The sequence below is a fragment of the Mycobacterium sp. E136 genome (assembly GCF_001666865.1).
In the GTDB taxonomy this organism is placed as follows: Bacteria; Actinomycetota; Actinomycetes; order Mycobacteriales; family Mycobacteriaceae; genus Mycobacterium.
The window spans coordinates 1-20,393 of sequence record NZ_LZJE01000161.1 but is presented as its reverse complement, the minus strand read 5'-3'; the positions used below and the strand labels follow the sequence as shown (position 1 = coordinate 20,393).

Annotated in this window: 24 protein-coding genes and 2 pseudogenes; 13 read left to right on the top strand and 13 right to left on the bottom strand. The window is 64.7% G+C overall.

Translation table 11 applies throughout. The annotated features are described in order from the left end of the window. Positions 1–24 precede the first annotated feature (24 nt). Entirely contained in the window at positions 25–1,074 is a 1,050-nt protein-coding gene (locus tag A5698_RS10660; protein WP_068296192.1) for an NAD(P)H-dependent amine dehydrogenase family protein, read from the bottom strand. Positions 1,075–1,276: 202 nt separating this feature from the next. Between A5698_RS10660 and A5698_RS10655 the strand changes: the two genes are divergently transcribed. Continuing rightward, complete coding sequence (locus A5698_RS10655) at positions 1,277–2,479, top strand: lipid-transfer protein (protein WP_068296189.1); 1,203 nt, start codon at positions 1,277–1,279, stop codon at positions 2,477–2,479. An 18-nt stretch (positions 2,480–2,497) separates the two neighbouring features. Further along, complete coding sequence (locus A5698_RS10650; protein ID WP_068296286.1) at positions 2,498–2,812, top strand: hypothetical protein; 315 nt, start codon at positions 2,498–2,500, stop codon at positions 2,810–2,812. A gap of 9 nt (positions 2,813–2,821) precedes the next feature. Here the strand turns inward: A5698_RS10650 and A5698_RS10645 are convergent, their stop codons facing one another. Continuing rightward, complete coding sequence (locus A5698_RS10645; RefSeq protein WP_068296185.1) at positions 2,822–3,118, bottom strand: hypothetical protein; 297 nt, start codon at positions 3,116–3,118, stop codon at positions 2,822–2,824. Positions 3,119–3,217: 99 nt separating this feature from the next. On the opposite strand from A5698_RS10645, the gene A5698_RS10640 reads away from it, so the two are divergent. Further along, entirely contained in the window at positions 3,218–4,114 is an 897-nt protein-coding gene (locus tag A5698_RS10640; protein ID WP_068296182.1) for an alpha/beta fold hydrolase, read from the top strand. Here A5698_RS10640 and A5698_RS10635 read toward each other — a convergent pair. From A5698_RS10635 to A5698_RS10605, 7 genes are all read right to left on the bottom strand, one after another. After that, complete coding sequence (locus tag A5698_RS10635) at positions 4,104–5,123, bottom strand: MmpL3/TtfA transport complex stabilizer (RefSeq protein ID WP_084792382.1); 1,020 nt, start codon at positions 5,121–5,123, stop codon at positions 4,104–4,106. The two genes, A5698_RS10640 and A5698_RS10635, sit on opposite strands and share 11 nt — an antisense overlap. Before the next feature lie 384 nt (positions 5,124–5,507). Further along, positions 5,508–5,915 carry an STAS domain-containing protein gene (locus A5698_RS10630; protein ID WP_068296180.1) on the bottom strand — a complete coding sequence of 136 codons (408 nt, stop codon included), beginning with the start codon at positions 5,913–5,915 and terminating at the stop codon, positions 5,508–5,510. Positions 5,916–6,080: 165 nt separating this feature from the next. Continuing rightward, positions 6,081–6,527 carry an ATP-binding protein gene (locus A5698_RS10625; protein ID WP_068296176.1) on the bottom strand — a complete coding sequence of 149 codons (447 nt, stop codon included), beginning with the start codon at positions 6,525–6,527 and terminating at the stop codon, positions 6,081–6,083. A 31-nt stretch (positions 6,528–6,558) separates the two neighbouring features. Beyond that, the gene (locus A5698_RS10620; protein ID WP_067089221.1) at positions 6,559–6,906 is read right to left on the bottom strand and encodes an STAS domain-containing protein; all 348 of its coding nucleotides are present in this window, start codon (positions 6,904–6,906) and stop codon (positions 6,559–6,561) included. A gap of 185 nt (positions 6,907–7,091) precedes the next feature. Further along, on the bottom strand, positions 7,092–7,829 hold the full coding sequence (locus A5698_RS10615) for a GAF and ANTAR domain-containing protein (RefSeq protein WP_231967374.1): 738 nt from the start codon (positions 7,827–7,829) through the stop codon (positions 7,092–7,094). Positions 7,830–7,846: 17 nt separating this feature from the next. After that, on the bottom strand, positions 7,847–8,764 hold the full coding sequence (locus tag A5698_RS10610) for an esterase family protein (protein WP_068296280.1): 918 nt from the start codon (positions 8,762–8,764) through the stop codon (positions 7,847–7,849). Positions 8,765–8,905: 141 nt separating this feature from the next. After that, positions 8,906–9,187, bottom strand: coding sequence for a DUF732 domain-containing protein (locus tag A5698_RS10605; protein ID WP_231967373.1), 282 nt, complete (start codon positions 9,185–9,187; stop codon positions 8,906–8,908). Positions 9,188–9,684: 497 nt separating this feature from the next. Between A5698_RS10605 and ectA the strand changes: the two genes are divergently transcribed. The 7 genes from ectA to A5698_RS10570 all read left to right on the top strand — a co-directional run bounded on the left by ectA (position 9,685) and on the right by A5698_RS10570 (position 16,220). Continuing rightward, entirely contained in the window at positions 9,685–10,149 is a 465-nt protein-coding gene (ectA, locus tag A5698_RS10600) for a diaminobutyrate acetyltransferase (RefSeq protein ID WP_156670694.1), read from the top strand. An 18-nt stretch (positions 10,150–10,167) separates the two neighbouring features. Further along, positions 10,168–11,457: a diaminobutyrate--2-oxoglutarate transaminase gene (gene ectB / locus A5698_RS10595; protein ID WP_068296169.1), complete on the top strand. Its 1,290-nt coding sequence runs from the start codon at positions 10,168–10,170 to the stop codon at positions 11,455–11,457. Positions 11,458–11,483: 26 nt separating this feature from the next. Further along, positions 11,484–11,879, top strand: a complete 396-nt coding sequence (locus tag A5698_RS10590) for an ectoine synthase (protein ID WP_067089228.1) — start codon at positions 11,484–11,486, stop codon at positions 11,877–11,879. Continuing rightward, positions 11,876–12,790, top strand: a complete 915-nt coding sequence (gene thpD, locus A5698_RS10585; protein ID WP_068296165.1) for an ectoine hydroxylase — start codon at positions 11,876–11,878, stop codon at positions 12,788–12,790. The genes A5698_RS10590 and thpD overlap by 4 nt, the downstream gene beginning before the upstream one ends. A gap of 528 nt (positions 12,791–13,318) precedes the next feature. After that, positions 13,319–14,740 (top strand): hypothetical protein, encoded by a 1,422-nt coding sequence (locus A5698_RS10580; RefSeq protein ID WP_068296161.1) that lies wholly within the window; start codon positions 13,319–13,321, stop codon positions 14,738–14,740. Between the two features lie 104 nt (positions 14,741–14,844). Continuing rightward, positions 14,845–15,516 (top strand): hypothetical protein, encoded by a 672-nt coding sequence (locus tag A5698_RS10575; RefSeq protein ID WP_231967372.1) that lies wholly within the window; start codon positions 14,845–14,847, stop codon positions 15,514–15,516. Continuing rightward, on the top strand, positions 15,513–16,220 hold the full coding sequence (locus tag A5698_RS10570) for a Type 1 glutamine amidotransferase-like domain-containing protein (protein ID WP_068296267.1): 708 nt from the start codon (positions 15,513–15,515) through the stop codon (positions 16,218–16,220). Before A5698_RS10575 ends, A5698_RS10570 begins: the two co-directional genes overlap by 4 nt. Before the next feature lie 3 nt (positions 16,221–16,223). Here the strand turns inward: A5698_RS10570 and A5698_RS10565 are convergent, their stop codons facing one another. The 3 genes from A5698_RS10565 to A5698_RS10555 form a co-directional block, all read right to left on the bottom strand. Beyond that, positions 16,224–17,057 (bottom strand): DUF4344 domain-containing metallopeptidase, encoded by an 834-nt coding sequence (locus tag A5698_RS10565; protein ID WP_068296264.1) that lies wholly within the window; start codon positions 17,055–17,057, stop codon positions 16,224–16,226. 175 nt (positions 17,058–17,232) lie between these two features. Beyond that, positions 17,233–17,553 (bottom strand): DUF732 domain-containing protein, encoded by a 321-nt coding sequence (locus A5698_RS10560; protein ID WP_084792375.1) that lies wholly within the window; start codon positions 17,551–17,553, stop codon positions 17,233–17,235. A 297-nt stretch (positions 17,554–17,850) separates the two neighbouring features. After that, entirely contained in the window at positions 17,851–18,504 is a 654-nt protein-coding gene (locus A5698_RS10555) for an SDR family oxidoreductase (protein WP_068296156.1), read from the bottom strand. A gap of 73 nt (positions 18,505–18,577) precedes the next feature. Between A5698_RS10555 and A5698_RS10550 the strand changes: the two genes are divergently transcribed. Together A5698_RS10550 and A5698_RS10545 are read left to right on the top strand one after the other, a co-directional pair. Next, the gene (locus A5698_RS10550) at positions 18,578–18,913 is read left to right on the top strand and encodes an ArsR/SmtB family transcription factor (protein WP_067089243.1); all 336 of its coding nucleotides are present in this window, start codon (positions 18,578–18,580) and stop codon (positions 18,911–18,913) included. 46 nt (positions 18,914–18,959) lie between these two features. Next, entirely contained in the window at positions 18,960–19,454 is a 495-nt protein-coding gene (locus A5698_RS10545) for an SRPBCC family protein (protein ID WP_068296150.1), read from the top strand. 21 nt (positions 19,455–19,475) lie between these two features. Here the strand turns inward: A5698_RS10545 and A5698_RS10540 are convergent. Then, positions 19,476–20,213 (bottom strand): annotated as a pseudogene (locus tag A5698_RS10540) (acetamidase/formamidase family protein); the annotation flags it as partial. Here A5698_RS10540 and A5698_RS10535 point away from each other — a divergent pair. After that, positions 20,161–20,393: pseudogene (locus A5698_RS10535) on the top strand (acetamidase/formamidase family protein); the annotation flags it as partial. The pseudogenes A5698_RS10540 and A5698_RS10535 overlap by 53 nt on opposite strands.

Genomic DNA, 20,393 nt, shown 5'->3' with positions numbered 1-20,393 from the left:
GCGTCCGCCGACGCGGCCCAGGAGCTAAGCGAGTCCCTGGGCGGCCTTGCCGCTGATCAGCGGCAGATCCAGATACGTTGCGATACCGGGTTCGGCGGCGCACACGGCAGGCACCGAGTTCACGCAGTGCGCGGCGGTGCCCACGATGCCGTACTCCGGCCCCTCCCCTCCGACCGCCGACTGGAAACCCTTGACGACGATGTTGACATCAGGGTTGCCGCGGATCTCCATCTCGTACCGCTGACCTTCCGGGCCGAATGTCCAAGCGGGGTCGAGGTTTTCCTCACCCATCAACCAGTTCACGGTGACCCGCACCACCGGCTCCTCGTCGACGAGGGCCTCCCAGTGGAATTTTCGCCCGGCGACCTGACCCGGTTCGATGACGCCGATCGGGGACTCGATGGGTGCCGCCGCGACCGCGATCTCCTGCGAAGAACGAACTTTCGGGTCGGCGCGGAAACCCATCTTGTCGACGATCATCTTGACCGCCTGGATGAAACCCCCGTCGAGCAGCTTCTGCATCGGACCGCTGAGCGCTTTGTCGGGCACCTCGCCGAAACCCATCACATGGCGCACGACGTCGGGCGCCTCGTAGGTGCGCAAATCCGAGAATTCCTCGGCCCGAACGAAAGTCACACCCGTCGAGAAGGCGGAGAACAGAAGCGGAAACTTCTCGCTGATCCCGCCGGGCGCGATGCCGGTGCCGTGCAGAGTGGCCTTTCCCGCGATCGCGGCCTCCCGCAGCGGTGCGCCCTGCCGGTCGCTGGGATACACCCATCCGACGGGTGTGACGACGTTTTTACCGGAGCGCAGCAACGCGGCCACCTCGTCGGGATCGGGCAGCAGCGGGGAGTAGATCACGGCGTCGGCGTCGAGGGCCAAGATGTCATCGACGTTGTTGGTCGCGGTCACGCCCAGCGGCTCGGTGCCGATGATCTCGCCGACGTCCTTGCCCGCCTTCTGCGGCGAGTGCACCCAGCATCCGACCAGTTCGAGGTCGGGGTGTTCGAGCACGCCCTTGATCGCCGCGACGCCCACGCCACCGGTCGCCCACTGCACCACCTGCAGGCCCATGCCGACTCCTTCACCGAGAAACTAGAACACGTTCTACTCTTGCAGGTCTACACCACAACCCCACCCGCGCGGGTCACAATGACCACCGGAGTCCTACAGGGTCGAGGACAGCGGCCCTGAGGGGGCTAGCTTCCGTTGGCCGCTAGACACATCGCGCGCTGTATGTTTGTCGTCAATCGCAGCGCAGCGAAAGGATGAGGGTATGTCGAGCGCCAGAAGCAACAAGGTTTTCGTCGTGGGCGTGGGGATGACGAAGTTCGAGAAGCCGGGCCGCCGCGAGGGCTGGGACTACCCCCAGATGGCCAAGGAATCGGGCACCAAGGCGCTCGATGACGCCGGCATCGACTACTCCGAAGTCGAGCAGGGATTCGTCGGTTACGTTGCCGGCGACTCGACCTCGGGCAACCGGGCGCTCTACGAACTCGGCTTGACCGGCATTCCGATCGCCAACGTCAACAACAACTGCTCGACGGGTTCCACAGCCCTCTTCCTTGCCGCACAGACGATTCGCGGTGGACTCGCCGACTGCGTGATCGCGCTCGGTTTCGAGAAGATGCAGCCGGGCTCCCTGCAGGGCGGCCACGACGATCGTGAATCACCGATGGCCAAGCATGTCGCGGCGATGGCCGAGATCGACGAGTTCGGTTTCCCCGTGGCGCCGTGGATGTTCGGCGCCGCGGGCCGTGAGCACATGCGCCAGTATGGAAGCACCGCAGAGCATTTCGCGAAAATCGGATTCAAGAACCACAAGCATTCGGTGAACAATCCGTATGCGCAGTTCCAGGAGGAGTACACCCTCGACGACATCCTGGGCGCGAAGATGATCTCCGACCCGCTGACCAAGCTCCAGTGCTCGCCGACTTCGGACGGCTCCGGTGCGGCGATCGTGGCCAGCGAGGATTTCGTCGACAAGCACGGTCTAGCGGGCCAGGCGGTGGAGATCGTCGGCCAGGCGATGACCACCGATTTCCAGTCCAGCTTCGACGGCAGCGCCAAGAACCTGATCGGCTACGACATGAATGTTCAAGCTGCGCAGCGTGTTTACGATCAGTCCGGGCTCGGCCCCACCGATTTCCAGGTCATCGAACTGCACGACTGCTTCTCTGCCAACGAGTTGCTGCTGTATGAGGCCCTCGGCCTGTGCGGCGAAGGTGAGGCGCCCAAGCTCATCGACAACAACGACACCACGTACGGCGGGCGTTGGGTCGTCAACCCTTCCGGCGGGCTGATCTCGAAAGGCCATCCGCTCGGTGCGACCGGCCTCGCGCAGTGCGCGGAGTTGACGTGGCAGTTGCGCGGCACGGCCGACAAGCGGCAGGTCGAGGGTGTCACCGCGGCGCTTCAGCACAACATCGGGCTCGGTGGCGCGGCCGTTGTGACCGCTTACCAGCGCGCCGAGCGCTGATAGGGAATCATGGACCGCATGCGGACCACATGGATCCTCGCCGGAGCCGCAGCCCTCGTGGGTGCGACAGTCGTCGCGCCCGCGGGCCTCGCGTCGGCCGACGACCAGGAATCGGCGCAACAGGTCATCTCCAAGCTGCAGGACCAGGGGTACAACGTGACGATCGACAAGATCGGCACCGCCCCGATGTCCGAATGCGTGGTCACCAGCGTGCGCAATCCCCAGCAGTTCACCCAGCTGGTGCCGCTTCTGGGCGGCAACCAGGACGGGGTGTTGTTCCCGGTGACCATCAGCAAACCGATCTCGGTGTCGCTGGACTGCAGCGGTCGTTAGGAATTCGCCTCACCGGCGCGAGCAGTCCGCGGTGACCGTGATCGTGCGCTGGGCGACCACTTGGATCAGGTCGTCGCCGCGCCGCACCAATTCCGTTCGCTCCCGGGCGTTTCGCACATCAGTGACGACACACTCGTCGAGTGGCGCGCTCCCGATCCTGTTGACCTTGACATCGAAGCCCTGCGCCTCGAGCGTGGCGATGGTCAGCTGGGCCGATTCGGCGGCCGAAGCGATCGCGGGGGGCGTGAGGATCGCCCCGCACGCCGCCGCGGCGAGCCCGGTCATTGTCAACAGTATTGCGCGCATGGCGCGCTCCCTTCGTGTCGTGAAGGCCCCTGCGGCCTTTCAGGGGGTACGACGGGTTAGCGGCGCCAAAGGTTCAACACCACTTGCCGGAGGGATGGCGTGACGGCGGAAGTGACGACGCGCGACGGCCGTCGACTCGCCTACGAAGAGGTCGGTGATCCGAACGGGCCGCTCGTCATCCACAATCACGGCGGGCCCAGCAGCCGCCTTGAGGTTCGCCTTCTGGCCGATTCCGCGACGAGCAACGGCATCCGGCTCGTCGGGGTCGACCGCCCGGGCATCGGACGCTCCAGCGTTCAGAAGGCCCGGTCCTACGGCGGCTGGGCGGAGGATCTGACGGCCGTTGCGGATGCACTCGGTCACCGCGAGTTCGGCGTGACCGGATGGTCGGAGGGTGGCCCGTGGGCACTGGCTGCGGCCGCTTACATCGATCCGCAGCGGTTACGTCACGTCAGCAGCATCGCGCCCGGCAGTTACGGCGCGTTCGGCGACAACTCGGCAGCACCGTACCTGTCGAAGGTCGACGCCATGGGTGGTCGGTTGGCGCTCCGGTTCCCTGCGGGATTCAAGCTCATGTACGCCGCGCTGGGCTTGTCCGCCAAGCACATGCGCAACGGATTCCTGAAGACCCTTCGCGGCTCGGTCAACGAGTACGACCAAGAGATCCTCAGCCGGTCCGAGGTCGCGGACGACTTCATGAACGCGGTGGCCGAATGCTTCGCCCCCGGATCGGTCGGCTTGGTACGAGACGCCGAACTGCTCTATCGGCGTTGGGATTTCGATGTCTCGCGGATCGACCGACCCGTGCATCTGTGGCAGGGACTCGACGACCGGCTCGTGCCGGACCCGATCAACAAGGCGGTGTCCGATGCGATGCCGGGCGCGGTCTGGCACCCCGTCGAGGGCGCCGGTCACTTCGTCGCGATCGGCTCGGGCGACGAGATATTCGCCGTCGCGGCAGCCGAACTCCAGACGCCGCGACGTCTTACGCCGTGAGCGTCTCCAATTCGCGCATCGCGGGCGTCGCTATGGGGTCGGTCGCGACGAACTCCGAATAGAGCATCGGCATCGTCGCATCGACGGCGAACATCGTCACACCGCCCGCGTAGTCGGCCACGTAGAGGCGACCACCGCGCGAATCGACCGTCACACAGGACGGGCGGGCTTCGAGGGTGATCGTGTCGATGATCTGCAAGGTGAGCGTGCACAGCACCGCGACATGGTCGTAGTCGACGATGTATGCCCTGCTCTTGTCCTCACCCATCGCAAGTTGGGTTGGGGCACCACCGATCTCGATGATGTCGGTGATGCGCCCCGTTGTCGTGAGGTCCACCACGTGCACCACGCCACCGCGAGCCCGGTCCGAGCTGAGGACGAACGCCGTGTCGTCCGCGAGCGCGATATCGCGAATCGGGGAACCGATCCGCACCGCGCCGCCGACGCGCCCGGTCTCGAGTTCGACTGTGACGACCGCGCTGCCACGCGCATCGGTGGTGGCGACGTAGAGCTTGGTTCCGGTCGGGTCGACGGCGAGTGCGTCGATTCCGATGCCGGCTCCGGTCGCGACGTCGATGGCGCCCACACGGTCGGCGGGGATGTCGATCACCGCGATGTCGATGCGCCCGTCGCCGGTGCGCCCGGCGTAGACCCGCTTACCGTCGGGGCTGACCGCGAGCGCCGTCACGTTGTCCGCCAGCGGATACGACGCGATCACCGACCTGGTCGCCGTATCCAGCACGGTGACCTCGTCCTTGTGGCTCCACGAGGAGGTGCTCACGTAGGCGCGGTCGTCGTGGATCGCGACCGCGAACGGTTCACCGTGAACGGCGACGATCGCCTCCGCCGCCAGGGTGCGGGCATTGAGCACGGCGACGCTGTCGTCACCGGGGTGGGTGACCAGCGTGGTACCCGCGCCGGTCGCGGCGATGTCGCCGATCGGCCCTCGACTCAACTCGACGGCACCCAGCGCGGTGGGCCCATGTTCGGGCATCAAAAAGTCAGCCATTGTCTTTCGGTACCTCCGCCGGATGCGTGTACCGGCCCTAGATTCCAAGTCGTATCGCGCCGTTTCGGCGCGGTCTGCAACGAGTCTAGCGACGAATTCGGACATCCCCGGGCGACGCGATAGGCGGGCACCGAGCGCCCCTGTGAACCTCTCAGACACCGCTTAGAAAAGCGCCCGTTACCCGATTGTTACCTATTGGTGAGTTCGAATAAACCGCTAATGACCTGTGTAAACGGTGGTGCCGCAAGGCGTTCCGAAGAATGTGGCCGACGGCACGTATTACGAATTCTTAGCTTTAGGGCCCAAAGTGAGCCGTAGATCACAGGGCGACACGACAGCAAATCGGCCACAGGCGCCACGACCGTCACACAGACCGCAGAGCGACTACCGCACCAGACGCAGCCTCGGCCTTTGCGGCGGCGACGGCGGCTGCACATTAACCATCGGAATCAGCTCCTCGGGGTCGCACAGCGCCAGCACCCGCGACGCCGCGACGCCTGGGACCACGCACCACGACACGCCCGCCCGCAGCAGTCGGGCGTTGAGCGCGTGAAGTGCGGTCACCCCGTCGATCGCGAAGAAGTCCAGACCGGACAGGTCGAGGGTGACACGCGCGGCGTCGGTGACCGCGTCGAGGACGATCGCCGCGAAGTCCTTGACGTTTGCGGCATCGATTTCACCCGTCACCGACACGACGATGTGGTCTGGCCCACCGACGGCGCAGGTGGTGGAGACGACGGACAGCACCCGCCTGGGCTGCGATGGCGGGCGGTGGACCGCGACGACGGACATTTCTCGGTACCCGACCGCGTCCGGTTACCGGGTTCCGCGCTTGGCGCAGGTACCGGATTTAGGACGGTCGACGCCCCGGGGTTCATTACCCATACCTGCGCTCGCTTTCTGCGATGGAAGTCAGCGAAGCGCCTTTACCCGCGTCGACCGCGGACCAAACACACGTCAGGCGGATGTGGCGAACGGCTCTTCCGAGGCGAGCCGGCAGTCGTCGAACTCGAGCTGAACGCGGGTGCCTGACGCCGACCCGTCGACAGTCGCGCGGTCGGACAGGGCCCGCATCAACTGGATGCCGCGACCGCGAGTGCTCGCCGCGTCCGGCTCTTTCTCCAACCAGGCGCCCTGGTCGGTGACGATCGCGGTCAGTCGACGCTCCTGGGCGTCATAACGGGCCGTCACGGACATCGTCCCGGCCTGCTCGGAGTCCACGTAAGCGAACTCGGCGGCATTGGTCAGGGCCTCGTTCACCGCGAGCAATAGGTCACTGAGGCGGTCGGCGTCGAGCGCGAAGTTCGACTTCAGCCACTGTGCGAACGCATTGCGGAACTCGGCAACGGTCTGCGCATCGGCAGGACCGTTACTCGAAAAGCCAAGTTCCGTCGGAGCGTTCATGTCGCTTCTGATTACCCCGTCCGGCCGCGGCTCAAGCTGTGATGTTGTCGAGCGCGACGTCCAGCGAGGAAAACAGGTCGATCAAATCGGCGATCCCCGTAATCTTCAGTGGCCGGCTGGTGGCGGAACCCTCCGCGACGACCGCGAAGCGGGTCTCGGTGCCGTCGGTCTGGTTGTGGGTCTCCATCAGCACCTGCATGCCCGCGGATCCCAAGAACTCCACGCTGGTCAGGTCGACGATCAGACCGACCGGATCCTTACCCAACGCCGCCTGCACGGCTTCCCGCAGCTGCGGTGCCGTGAGCATGTCGAGGTCACCGGAGGCGGCGACGACAGCGACGCGTCCCACCCAGTTCTCGGTACAAAGTTGTCCGTCCAAGCCTCACCTCTTGTTTGGCAACCACCGTAGCGGTCATGGCCGTTCACGCGAGGCTGCAGTCTTAACCCGCGCAATAGGGTAGCGACTTCACGGTACCGATGCATAAACGGGGACCCATTCGCGCCGGTCAGGGCCCACATGGTCGATGAGTGGTGGGTGGTGCGCCGGCCAAGGGGCAGCGGCGGCTACGCGGGCGAATGCGGCCGGCTGACCAGTTGCACAGCGATCAAATGCAGGGGCGTGTTCTTCTCCTGGGAGAGCTTCACCAGCAGGTTGAACGCGTCAGCGGCGTCGAGATCGAAGCGCTCCATGATCATGCCCTTGGCCTGACCGATGATGTCGCGCGATGCCAGCGCGGTCCGGAACTGATCGTCGCGGCGCGCGCTCGCCAATCCGATCGCGGCGTGTGCCGCCACCGCCAACCCCAGGTCCTCGAGTTGCGCGGTGAACGCGTGCGCACGCTCTGAGTACAGGCTCAGCGCCCCGATCTCCGACTCATGGGTGTAGAGCTGGATGGACAAGCTGGAGCGCACCGGCGTGACTTCGAGTGCACGCTGCATGAACTGCGACCATCGGTTCTCTGATTCGTAGTCGTCGACGCGCACCGTCACCCGATCGTGGATGGTGTCGACGCAGGGTCCCTGCTGAAGGCTCTCCTGCAGGTTGTCGAGTTCCTTGGGCACCGGACCCGTGGCCGCGACCGATCGGACGCGCCGACTCTTGGGGTCGACCAGCGAGATGCCCGCATGGTCGACACCCGGCAGGATGCGCACCGCCGTCGCCGTGACCTCGTCGACAAGATTGTCGACGCTCACGTCCGCGCCCTTTTGGCTGTGCAGGCTGCGCGCCAGCCGTGCGATCTCGTCATGAAGACCGCCGGAGTCATCGGTCATGTCCACCCCTGGATCGATTTCCCGGCCCATCGTATGACCGAAAGCGGTCAGGGTTGGGCGGGCCCGAGAATGCGCACGAGATCGGGCTTCATCGCCTGCAGCTGCGAACCCCAATACGCCCAGGTGTGCGTACCGTCGGGCGGGAAGTTGAACACCGCGTTGCGTCCGCCGGCCGCGAGGTACTTGCGCTGGAATTCCTTGTTCGTCGACAGGGTGATGTTCTCGAGGAACTGCGCGCTGTACTGCGCCCCGAAGTTTGCGCCGTCGTCGAGTTCGGAGGTCGCGCCGTTGCCGCAGTAGATCCACAGCGCGGTGTTGTTGGCGACCAGCGTGTTGATGTTGGCCATCGGATCATTGCGGCGCCATGCCGGATCCGACGACGGGCCCCACATATCGGTCGCGTTGTAGCCGCCCGCATCCTTCATCGAGAAGCCGATCAACGTGGGCCACAGCCCGCTCGACGGGTTGAGATATCCCGACAGTGAACCGGCGAAGATGAACTGCCTCGGATGCCAGACCGCGAGGGTCAGCGCCGCACTGCCCGACATCGACAGCCCCACAACGGCATTGCCGAACGGGTCCTGTCCCCGGTTGGCTGCGAGCCAGGCGGGCAACTCCTGGGTGAGGAATGTCTCCCACTTGTAGGTCACGGTGCCTGCGCTTCCCGCCGCCGGGCGGTACCAGTCGGTGTAGAAGCTGGCCTGGCCGCCAACGGGCATGACGACCGAGATGCCGGATTGGTAGAACCACTCGAACGCACCGGTGTTGATGTCCCAGCCGTTGGCGTCCTCCTGTGCGCGCAGCCCGTCGAGCAGATAGACCGAATGCGGACCGCCGCCCTGGAACTGCACGCGGATGTTGCGGCCCATCGACGGCGACGGCACGTCGAGGGTTTCCACAGGGAGCCCATCCCGCGAATATGCAGCCGCCGTGGGGATTTCGAACCCCACGCACATGAGCACCATCGCGATCAGAGCGACCAAGAGTCTGCCGGCAGACGAATTCACGCGGGGAAGCTAACAATTCCGCGTCCCTGCGCAGAGCGCGCCACGCACCGCTTGACCCGCTTGTTACCGAAAGTCAGCCGCGACGTCGCCGGCACGCGGTCAGCAGTCGAGTTCGACTACCGCGAGGCTGACGATGTCGCCGGCGGCGGCGGTCGAGATTCCGAGGTCGTCGCGGATCTTCATCACCGTCTCGGCGGCCGGCACGCCACGTGCCGCCTCCGCGCAGACGTAGTTGCCCGCGGAGATCAGCTGATCCGCGCCGAGGAACACGTACTGTTCCTGAAGCTGGCGCACGAAGTCGGCCTGGTCGGCTGCCGCGGGCGCGGCGAACGCGACCGCGGTGGCACCGGCAGCGATCGGCAATCCGATGATGCGTCGCACGAAAAATCTCCTTCGATACCTCCTTGATGTCGCGCGCTCATCGGCATCGACCGCGCACGAAAAAAGCGTCGGAGCGGACCCCCGAACACTCCATTTGTCAGTCCAGGCGGATTGACGGTTGCGTCACAAACTACCCGTCGTTAGCCAATCAAAACATTGACGGCGGACGCTAGATAACGTTTTGGTAACGGTTGATCACGTGACGGGTGTCTCAAGAATCGGCATCCGCGCAGGTGATTCGCCGCTACGTAACGCACCAAACGGGCGTGAGCGAGGGGTCGAAACTTGCCTGTCATTTTTTGCTGGCATACGGTCATAACGCCGATGACGTAACTGATGTGACTCGATAATTTTGTTCGGTGGTGACAACGCAAGTGACCATTCGCGACCCGGGCGTGGCTCCGGATGAGCGGAATGCTGGTTCGAAAGCGCCAGCAGTGCAGCCAATTTCATGGACCGATCATCTTCGGTCGCCCAATGAGGGCGATGCCGTCGCGATGCATCGCCTGGTGGCCGAGACCGAAGTGCTCGATCTGAATTCCACATACACCTATCTGTTGATGGCCACGGACTTTGCCAGTACTTCGATTGTGGCGGAGAAAGACGGCCAGATCTGCGGGTTGATCACCGGCTACCACCCGCCCGCGCGACCTGAAGTGCTCTTCGTGTGGCAGGTGGCCGTCGCGGCGAGCGCCCGAGGAACCGGACTGGCCAGCGCAATGCTCGACGACCTCGTCCATCGCGTCCGCGCCGAGCGTCGAGGCCACCCCGTCACCGTGGAAGCCACGGTCGCGCCGAGCAACTCAGCGTCCCGCGCGTTCTTCGGTGCGTTCGCTCGGCGAAACGGGGTGCCCCTCATCGAGGAGCCCCGCTTCACCGCCGCGCACCTGGCCGCCGACCAGTCTCACGAGGACGAGCCGACGGTCCGAATTGGACCCATCACCACACCTTTGGCCGACTAGACACCTCAGAAAGGACACATGTCTACGCCAGCAACACTCCCCCGTCCCGACGAATCCGACCTCCCCGAGGTGTACTCCTCGGTCGAATCCGAGGTCCGCAGCTACTGCCGGGGCTGGCCCGCCACCATGGCCGTCGCCCAAGGCTCGTGGGTGACCGACACCTCCGGTCGGCGCTACCTCGACTTCTTCGCCGGAGCCGGCGCGCTGAACTACGGCCACAACAACCCCGAGTTGAAGCGGCCGTTGATCGAGTACCTGACCAACGACAACATCGTGCACTCGCTCGATATGGCGACCGCGGCCAAGACTGAGTTCCTGCAGAACTTCGAACAACTGATCCTCAAACCGCGCGGTCTCGATTACAAGGTGCAGTTCCCGGGGCCCACCGGCGCGAACGCCGTCGAGGCGGCCCTCAAGCTTGCCCGCAAGGTCACCGGTCGTGAATCGATCATCAACTTCACCAACGCGTTTCACGGAATGACGCTGGGTGCACTGTCGGTCACGGGTAACTCGATGAAACGGGCCGGCGCAGGCATCCCGCTGGTGCACGCCACACCGATGCCATACGACAACTACTTCGGCGGCGCCACCGAGGACTTCCACTGGTTCGAGCGGGTGCTCGATGATTCGGGCGGCGGACTCAACCATCCTGCCGCGGTGATCGTCGAAACCGTCCAGGGTGAGGGCGGCCTCAACGTCGCGCGAATGGAATGGCTGCAGGCGCTCGCCGAACTGTGCAGCCGCCGCGAAATCCTGCTGATCGTCGATGACGTGCAGATGGGCTGCGGGCGCACCGGTCGCTTCTTCAGCTTCGAGGAGGCCGGCATCGTTCCCGACATCGTCACGCTGTCCAAGTCGATCAGCGGATACGGTCTGCCGATGGCGCTGACCCTGTTCCGCAGGGACCTCGACGTGTGGACCCCCGGGGAGCACAACGGAACGTTCCGCGGCCACAACCCGGCGTTCGTGACTGCCAGCAAGGCGCTTGAAATCTATTGGCAGACCGAGACGTTCAGTGACGACACCATCGCCAAGGGTGAGCAGATCCGCGCTCGCCTGGAGAGCATCGCCGCGCAGTATCCGGGCGTCAGCGCGCGCGGACGAGGAATGGCACAGGGCCTCAAGTTCGAAGACGCGCCGACGGCCTCGGCGGTGTGCCGCGCGGGGTTCGATCGCGGCGTGCTCATGGAGACCAGCGGTCCCTCCGACGAGGTCGTCAAGCTGCTTCCGCCGCTGACCACTTCCGAGGCGGACCTCGACGCGGGCATCGACGTGCTCGCCGAGTCCGTCGCCGCGGCGCTTTCCTGACCACATTCACTTGAAAGGAGCACGACATGATCGTGCGTACCACCGACGAGATCACCGGCACCGATCGCGATGTGTCGGCGAAGGACTGGAGATCCAAGCGCATCATCCTCGCGGGTGACGGGGTCGGCTTCTCCTTCCACGAGACCACCATCAACGCGAACTCCGTCAGCGAGTTCCACTACCGCCACCACGTCGAGGCGGTGTGGGTGGTCGAGGGCACCGGCACCCTGACCAACCACGAGACCGGTGAAGAGCACCCCCTGCGCCCGGGCACCATGTATCTGCTCGACGGGCATGAACGTCACCGCGTCACGTGTGATACTCAGCTTCGGATGCTGTGTGTGTTCAATCCTCCAGTGACCGGCCAAGAGGTCCACGACGAAACCGGTACCTATCCACCCCCGGCGGTGCAAGCAAGTTGAGCGAAACCCGATTCACTGACTCCGTAGACAGATATCCCACGCGCCTCGCGGAACCGTCCGACCCCATCCCCCGCGCCGAGCCAACGGTCTGGGGAAGCGAATCGGACGGCCCGCTGGGCGACGCCGACCTCCAGTCGATCGACGCCAATGGTTACCTGCTGCAGCGTGAGGCGGTGGGCGACAACTGGATCTCGACGCTGCGCGGCGAGCTGGACAACATCGACGCCAAGGCCGATCGGGAAGATCAGCGGATCATCCGCGAACCCGGCGGCAGCATCCGGTCGGTGTTCCAACCTCACCTGTTCAGCGATGTCATCTCCGAGGTGATCACCCTCGACACCGTGTTGCCCGTCGCCCGCCAGCTGCTGGGCAGCGACGTCTACCTGCACCAGGCGCGGATCAACCTGATGCCCGGGTTCACCGGGACCGGCTTCTACTGGCACTCCGACTTCGAGACGTGGCACGCCGAGGACGGCATGCCTGCGATGCGGGCGGTGTCCTGCTCGATCTGGCTGACCGAGAACTTCCCCTACAACGGGTCGCTGATGGTGATGCCGGGTTCGCACAAGACGTTCTATCCGTGCGTCGGTGCGACGCCGAAGAACAACCACACGTCGTCACTGGTGAAACAGGAGATCGGCGTCCCGAGCCATGCCACGCTCACCGAAGCTGCCGCGCGCCACGGTATCGACCAGGTCACCGGACCGGCCGGCACGGCCCTTTGGTTCGACTCGAACATCATGCACGGGTCGGGGTCGAACATCACTCCGTATCCGCGGTCGAACGTCTTCCTGGTGTTCAACTCCGTCGAGAACCAACTCGTCTCGCCCTACGCCGCCGAGACCCCGCGGCCGGAGTACCTGGCCGCCAGGGACGGCCAGCCGTTCAACATTCCGTCGCTGGTGCAGTAGTTACTGTGGACGGCCGCGACGGGCGTCCACCGCAACTCGGTTGACAGCGACGATCCTCGCCGGCTGATTTGCTTCATGCGCCGAGCAGGCCGAGCCCTCCCGGCGATCCGACGCGCTGACATGCGCTTTGGCAGCTACCAGCGGGTGCTCCGCTTCGCAAATTGGACAAAGTGGTCGCGGTGTGGACCGAGCGGCTCGCCTGGCCCCCTGGCCCTTTGCCCTCTCGGCAGGGCCGTCACGCGGCCAGCAACCTATCGCCCTACAATGCATGTTTGCCATAGGTATTCCAAGATCGTTCCGTATCGAACGGCACGCGCCTCGACAGCGAAGAGTTCGTGCGGCGCTCATGATCGACCCTGACGATCAATTCGACGTTTAGCCAGTTCAGAGGCTCATATCTGATGTGGCCACGACACTGGGCGTCACCTGACAGCAATCATTCAGCCAAACTGCTGTGAGACTTGCCATAAATATCAACGCTGGCGTAGGTTGCTAGCAGCTCGACGCGCAACAACCAGGGGAGGGGCTATGAAAGCCAGCGCCAAGAAATGCATGACCGCCGGGGTGGCACTTGTGGGGGCAGGTGTCATCGCCGCAGGTCCGGTCGCACCGGCACCAGCGAACATCGCAGATGACAGCCGGTCGTACGAGGTGGCGCTGACCGCCGCCGCGCAGAAGACCGAGATCGACAGCCAAATCGAAGCCACACGGACTTTGCTGGAGGACCTCGCGTCCGGCGGCCTGCTCGAGGACTTCATCAAGGGCACCCTCGAGGCGTACAACCGTTCGGGCGCCGACGCCGTGAACAACCCGCGCCCGGTCACCGGGCTCGACGCGGTCGGCCGCATCGGCCAGGGAGTCGCCGCATCGGGTCTGCGGCTGGGCGCCACCGCGCTCGCCCCGCTTCGCCTGATCGAACTCGCCCAAGCCATCAGCGACGGTAAAGGCGAAGAGGGTTTCCGAGCACTGGTGACGAACATCGTCGATGCACCGCTGTGGGTGGTCGACCCCGCGTTGTTCGCGTTGCGTGACGCGTTGCCCGCGCCGCTCGGCGGCAAGGACGGGCTCGTCATGGCCATCCGCGATCAGTTGTACCGGCTCACCGCCGAGATCAACGACGGGTTGGCGGATCCGGGCGCGATGGTGCAGCGCTTCGTCGACGGGACGATCGAAGCGTTCGAAGCAAAGGGCCCGGTCGAGTACGTAGCGGTCAAGGGACCGATCGACGCGTTCTCGCGTGTCACCCAAGGCACCATCGCGAGCGCGCTGAGGCTCGCCGCCGCTGCCGTTCTCGGCCCGGTGGGCGTGATCCAGGTGGCTGCCGCGGTCGCCCAGGGCAATACCGAAGATGCGCTCAAGGCCGTGGAGAACATCGTCGACGGACCGCTGTGGGTGGCCGACCCGGTCCTCTACGGCCTGCGCGATGCGCTTCCTGCGCCGCTCGGCGGACCGAAGAACCTGGTCGAGAACTTCCGCAACGGCCTGTGGAGCGCGACCGAGCGGGTCAACGGCGCAATTCACGACGCCGTCGAGGGGTCGGCGCCGGAGGCAACCATCCAGCGCCAAGACAACTCGGGGACCACGGTGACGCCGCTCAAGGTCGAGAAAGTCGAGCAGGTCGAAAAGAAGGCCGAGATCAACGATTCCGATCTGAAGCTCGATTCGGAACAGCCGAAGACCACTCAACAGATCAAGCGTCCGCTGGGCGGACTGTTGTCGAAACCGCTATCGAAGCTGCGGCCGCCTTCGATCAATGTGATCAAGAATTCGCTCAACTTCTCACCGGGCGCCAAGACCAATGAGAAGGGCCCGAAGGGCAACGCGGAGCGTGCCGACGGGACGACCCCCGAGTCGTCGGGTGGTGTCGGGACGTCGAGTGCCGGCACGTCGGGCACCGGAGCGACGGGCACCGGCCCGTCGGGCACCGAAGGGACGGGCACCGGCAACTAGTTCTTCACCCAATCGGCAGCCCCGGGGCGATCGCGCCCCGGGGCTGTCGACCGTTTTCATCGAACCAACGGAAACGCCGGTTCCGCTCAATTACTTTGGCTCATGTGGAACCACCCCACAGCTTTGTACGGGAGTCATCCGCTTCGGTGGTGCACCACGGGGACTACCTCAACCGGGATCTCCACCGGGCGCTCTGCGGTCTCGTGCTCACCAGCCCGACCACGCACGACGAGGCCGCGAACGACCTGGCGGTCTGCCCCGACTGCGAAGCGAGGTTGGCGGAGTACCACGCCGCATGGTGGCGCGAACGAGCCCTGGCCGCCGAGGCCGAGCTCGAAGAACTGCGCGCGGAATACCGTCGGCTGACCGAGCACGATGAGAGTCAGCGCGAACCCGACGTTGTCATCGCCCACGACAGCCCCGGCACCGAGGATGAGCCGACGTCGTTGCTCGGGCACGCGCGGGTCGAGCTCGTGAGTCTGTGCCGCCAGTGCGACGGGGCCGTGCCCTACTGGCGCTTGAAGACAGCCATGCAGGCGTTCAGCGACAAGCTCAGTCCCGACGATCGAGTGCTCCTCGCCCAGGAGATCGGTGCCGACGGAAATCTGATGCGGTGGTCCACAACGGAAGTCGTCAGCCTCGGATGGGAGATCACCAACAGCCCCGTCCGGGAGGAGTCCGAGGCCATGTGGGACGCCTGGACACATGACGCGTACCAGACCCCCAAGAAGAACAAGTGGCGGCTGGGCCGGTCGCGGTCGCGGGACGCCAGTTGACGGCCAATTCCCCGGGCCGCTTGCAACCGCTCTATCTCCTGGCCGACAGCCAGCTGCTGTTCTGGAAGCGCGGCGACCACCTGCTTCTCGAGTCGGCTATCGGTGACCTGGCCGACAACCTGCCGGTCAGCGCCGCCTACATCGGCGCCTCGAACGGCGATCGTCCCGAGTTCTACGAGATCTTCGAAGCGGCCGTGGAGGCCGTCGGGATCACCGACCGACGCATGGTCGATTCGTCCTTCGGCGCGGGCGATCGGGAGTTCCTCGAGCGGGCCGGGGTGATCCTCCTCGCGGGTGGCGATGTGCGGCGAGGCTGGAACGTCTTCGAGAGAACCGGGATGGCAGACGTGATCCGGACGCGCTACGCGCACGGCGCGCTGCTGATCGGGATCTCGGCGGGCGCGGTCCAGCTCGGGCTCTACGGGATCGTCGAGAAAGCGCAGTCCTCGGCAACCGAGTTGCTCAATGTGTTCAAGTTCGTTCCCGCCATTGTCGACACGCACGACGAACGCTCCGAGTGGGCGCGGCTGGCGGGCACCATCCAGACGATGGAGGGTGCCGCGGCGGGGCTCGGCATCCCCTCCGGCGGGGGGCTCATCGTCCACGACGACGGAACCGTCGAGCCTTTGCGACTTCCCGTGCACGAATTCCGTTACGAGGCAGCCGGTGTCGTGCACTCCCTGCTCTACCCGCCAGAGGACTGACCGCTACTTGAAATACGGGTCGAGCAATGTCGACCAGGCTTTGTCGAGTTGTTCCCACTCCTCTGGGCATCCAGATGCCCGGTCCTCGGGTAGTTCACCGCTGGAGACGAGATCGGCATTGGCCTTGGGGTCCGATCCATAGATCCAGCACTCGAGGTTGTACATCCGGGTCTCGTCCAACGAGTGTTCGTCGGCGAATTCGTCCGCGCTGATCACCGTGTTCTGAGCACCGGAGGCGCCGAACGCACGCGCGAAGTCCTTGACCGCCTGGACAGATTCGGGATCGGCTCGACCGTCCTCGCCGGGGGCCAGCAGGATGTATGCGGCGAGCTGGTCGGCCACGTCCTCCTCGCGTCCGGTCGCGGGCAGGTCGTAGATGCTGATCGTCATGTGCCCCACCTCGTGGTAGAACGTCGCGTACTCGGAATTCAACGCCGACTCGGTGGGATCGGGATCCCCCGCCTCCCTGAACACCCGCTGCGCCCAGTCCGCATCTTCGTAACAGAGGGTGATGGTGTTGTCGTTGACGCTCCAGAACGCGTTCGGTTGTCCGCACTCCGACCCGCGCAACGAGATGTCGTGCGGCAGCTTGAGCGTCTCGTTGATATCGGCGGCGAGGCTTTCGAGCAGTTGATCGTTCTGAATGATGTCGCGTCCGTTGGTCGCTTCCGGCGTCGTGGCCGCGTCGTAGAAGATGACCATCTCGCCGTCGGCGGGCGCATTGGGGTCCGGAGATGGATCGGGATTCTCTGCGGCCGGAGACTGTTGCGAGTCAGGCGATTTCGACTTGGTGGTTGTGTCCGAGGACTCCCCTCCGGAAGCACCACAACCCAACATCAGCACCGCGGCCGCCACCACGGGCAGAATCCGGGACGGCCTCACCCGGCGCACGCACTCTCCCGTTGATTCAATTGTCACAGGCTCTGCACCTTTCTCGGTCCGCCGAACGCGCGGATGCTGCGCCGATCCTGGGGCCGGCACGCATGCGACGGGGCAACGTCGACCAGCGAGATCAGCCCGCGGTGACCTTGTCTTCGTATTCGGGGCAGAATGCCGCCGTTGCCGCGCCGATGAGCACACCTGCATCATGTGGATCGAGATGCTCAGCGAGACCGGCGATTTCGCCGTCGAGGGTCGCGCCGTTGGCCCAGTCCGTGCACACCCCCTTACCTGCCTCGACCATGTTGTCCGGAGTGGCGCCCGGCCAGGTGACTCCCGCATCTTCGAGGACGTTCACGCAGACGTCTTCAGGGCTGGCCGTCGCTAACGGTGCACACATGAAGGCGGACGCGGTTAAGCCACCCAAAATCGCTGCCACGAATTTCGGTTTCATGCTGGTTCTTTCTGTCGTTGACCATGAACATGCCGAATCGTGGCACGACGGAATGGTTGGCGGACGAATTTCGCGAAATGGCTAGCCGAAATTCGAATCGGCTGGCAAGCGCTATTTCGACCCCGACGCTCTCAACTCGGCAAATGCGCCGTTGCGGCGAACGGACCATACCGGATGGAATGCAACACCCGTCATGCTGCGGAAATAAACGTGCAATAACGCCATTCTTCTGACGGGCGTACCATTCCGAAAATTTCGAAGGGCAGAGTCGCCTATTTCATGATCGGCTCGAAGCGCTCACGTGAGACGAGTCAGGGCTTCGTCGATCGGCATATCGCCGTTGTTGAACTCGATGGTGTGCCCGACGGTGGCGTCGTTCGCCAGGCAGGCGGCGGCAACCGCAGCGACGTCTTCGCGCGACACCTGGCCACCGGCGGCATCGGGCCCGATCGCAATGCGACCGGTTCCCGGCTCGAGCGTCAGACCGCCAGGGCCCAACACCGTCCAACGCAGACCGCTCTGCCTCAGATGCGCATCAGCTGCGGCCTTCGCCTCGGCGTAGTGAAAGAACGAGTTGTCCTTCGGAACACCGTGATCCAGCTTCGCACCGAAATACGAGACCATGATGAACCTGTCCACGCCCGCTTGCTCGGCGGCATCGATGACGCGGATCGCGGCGTCACGGTCCACCGCGTAGGTCCGCGTCGGGTTGCCGCCGCCGGCACCCGCAGAGAACACCACGGCGTCGTGCCCCTTCACGATGTCGGCGAGCGCTTCGGTGTCGAGGTTCTCGATGTCTGCCACCAGCGGCTGCGCTCCGGTCACCATGACCTCTTCGGAGTGATCCGGGTTGCGGAACACCGAGGTCACCTCATCACCACGTTTACTGAGGATGCCGGACAAGTGCAGTGCCACCTTGCCGTGGCCACCGATGATCAGAATGCGTGCCATACATCCACGGTAGCTCGCTCCGACTCTGACATATTCCTTGACAGGAATATGTCCCCGGTCGTACCGTCGTAGCGTGCAGTCGACGGTCTTCGGAGCTCTGGCCGAGCCAAGCCGCCTGAAGATCGTCGAATTGCTACGCACAGGGCCACTTTCGGTCGGCGAGATCGCCGAAGCGCTTGACATCCGGCAGCCGCAGGTCAGCAAACACCTTCGGGTGTTGGGTGATTCGGGCATCGTCGCCGGCGAAGCGCTGGCCCGGCGACGGATCTACCACCTCGAGTCCGCACCGTTCGAGGAAATCGGCCGCTGGGCCGAATCGTTCGCACAACTGTGGGAGGCCCGTCTCGACTCCTTGGGCCGGTATCTCGAATCGATCAGCGAAAGGACCGAAGGCCACGCCCAAGACTGACCGCTCCCCCCGCCAAATCCCACCGATCGCTACAGGAGAATCCGCCATGTTGATGCAGATGTTCAAGAAGACCAAGGAGCTGAATCTCGAACGCTCGTACGCCGCGCCGATCGAAACCGTATGGCAGGCATGGACAAATCCCGACATGGTGCGGCAGTGGTGGGGCCCCGAGAAAACCTTCGTGCCGGAGTGCGAGATCGACCTGGTGGTCGGCGGCAGGATTCACATCGTCATGGAGGCCGGCGAGGCCATGGGCAAGTACCAGGGCACCCGCTGGCCGATGAGCGGGACGTTCACCCGCATCGAACAACATTCGCGCCTGACGTATGACGCGCGGTCGTGGACCGAGGGTGAAGAGGACGGTTCGACCATCGAGCACACCAACGACGTCGTCCTCACCGAGCGCGACGGTAAGACCGTTGTCACGCTGCACGTCACGATCACCAACATCGGCACCAAGGCCAAGATGGCGGCGTTCGGGATGAAGTGGGGTTACAAGGCTTCGCTCAACAAACTCGAGAAGTACCTGTCGTCGCGCTGACGCGCCGCCGGTCGTCGAGAGTCACGCCGCGAAGTGCGTCTTGTAGATCTGGCCGTGCACACCCACCGTGCGGTCGACGACCTGTGACACCACGAAATCGGATGCGGCCGAGAGGTATGCGTAGGCCGTGGCGCGGTCCATCCCCCGATCGTTCTGCAGGAAGTCGAGGGCATTGACCACTGCGCGCCGCATCGCAATGTTCAGATCGCTGCTGTTGCCTCCTATCGCGCCGTCGGGATCGGATAATCCTATTGGCACCCACGCAGATTCGGTCTCGGCGAACGGATAGCGATAAGCGACGGACGGCGCGTCACCGGATCCCGGCTTACAGACCGTCAGGCGATAGGTGCCGCGCAGCGATCCCTCCATCGCGGTCAGCGCCACCTCACCGTCGCCCATCGCCATGTGGGGATCGCCGACATAGAACAACGCTCCCTCGGCGAACACGGGGAGATAGAACGTGGAGCCCTCCCCCAATAGCCGGATGTCGATGTTGCCGCCCCCGACGGTCGGTGGGATCGAGTTCGCGGTCGCCGCGGTGGGGTCGCGATCCTGAGAGAAGGCGACACCCATGATTCCCATGAAGGGCGACAACGGGAATCGAACCCGGGCGCCACCGTAGGACATGACGCCGCGACCGTCCTCGACGGCGGTGAAGGTGGACACGTTGCCGTACTCGGTGGGGTCGGCGTTGGGTCTGTGGTCGGTGGCCACGGGCGGCATCACTTCTTCGATGCTGATGCCGTCCGGCGCCGAGCCCGGTGACGTGCTGAAAATCGAGACGCTTCAGGCCATTCCGCGCGTTCCCTACGGCGTGGTCTCGAGTCGCCACGGAAAAGGTGCGCTCGCCCGCAAGTCCGACGGCTCGGCGCCGGACGGCATCAGCATCGAAGAAGTGATGCCGCCCGTGGCCACCGACCACAGACCCAACGCCGACCC

What these genes read in the sequence shown, in the direction of transcription:
- A5698_RS10660 (WP_068296192.1), bottom strand. Translation starts at nt 1,074, where the DNA reads ATGGGCCTGCAGGTGGTGCAGTGGGCGACCGGTGGCGTGGGCGTCGCG.
- A5698_RS10655 (WP_068296189.1), top strand. Translation starts at nt 1,277, where the DNA reads ATGTCGAGCGCCAGAAGCAACAAGGTTTTCGTCGTGGGCGTGGGGATG.
- A5698_RS10650 (WP_068296286.1), top strand. Translation starts at nt 2,498, where the DNA reads ATGCGGACCACATGGATCCTCGCCGGAGCCGCAGCCCTCGTGGGTGCG.
- A5698_RS10645 (WP_068296185.1), bottom strand. Translation starts at nt 3,118, where the DNA reads ATGCGCGCAATACTGTTGACAATGACCGGGCTCGCCGCGGCGGCGTGC.
- A5698_RS10635 (WP_084792382.1), bottom strand. Translation starts at nt 5,123, where the DNA reads ATGGCTGACTTTTTGATGCCCGAACATGGGCCCACCGCGCTGGGTGCC.
- A5698_RS10630 (WP_068296180.1), bottom strand. Translation starts at nt 5,915, where the DNA reads ATGTCCGTCGTCGCGGTCCACCGCCCGCCATCGCAGCCCAGGCGGGTG.
- A5698_RS10625 (WP_068296176.1), bottom strand. Translation starts at nt 6,527, where the DNA reads ATGAACGCTCCGACGGAACTTGGCTTTTCGAGTAACGGTCCTGCCGAT.
- A5698_RS10615 (WP_231967374.1), bottom strand. Translation starts at nt 7,829, where the DNA reads ATGGGCCGGGAAATCGATCCAGGGGTGGACATGACCGATGACTCCGGC.
- A5698_RS10610 (WP_068296280.1), bottom strand. Translation starts at nt 8,764, where the DNA reads ATGGTGCTCATGTGCGTGGGGTTCGAAATCCCCACGGCGGCTGCATAT.
- ectA (WP_156670694.1), top strand. Translation starts at nt 9,685, where the DNA reads ATGCATCGCCTGGTGGCCGAGACCGAAGTGCTCGATCTGAATTCCACA.
- ectB (WP_068296169.1), top strand. Translation starts at nt 10,168, where the DNA reads ATGTCTACGCCAGCAACACTCCCCCGTCCCGACGAATCCGACCTCCCC.
- A5698_RS10590 (WP_067089228.1), top strand. Translation starts at nt 11,484, where the DNA reads ATGATCGTGCGTACCACCGACGAGATCACCGGCACCGATCGCGATGTG.
- A5698_RS10580 (WP_068296161.1), top strand. Translation starts at nt 13,319, where the DNA reads ATGAAAGCCAGCGCCAAGAAATGCATGACCGCCGGGGTGGCACTTGTG.
- A5698_RS10565 (WP_068296264.1), bottom strand. Translation starts at nt 17,057, where the DNA reads ATGTTGGGTTGTGGTGCTTCCGGAGGGGAGTCCTCGGACACAACCACC.
- A5698_RS10560 (WP_084792375.1), bottom strand. Translation starts at nt 17,553, where the DNA reads ATGAAACCGAAATTCGTGGCAGCGATTTTGGGTGGCTTAACCGCGTCC.
- A5698_RS10555 (WP_068296156.1), bottom strand. Translation starts at nt 18,504, where the DNA reads ATGGCACGCATTCTGATCATCGGTGGCCACGGCAAGGTGGCACTGCAC.
- A5698_RS10545 (WP_068296150.1), top strand. Translation starts at nt 18,960, where the DNA reads ATGTTGATGCAGATGTTCAAGAAGACCAAGGAGCTGAATCTCGAACGC.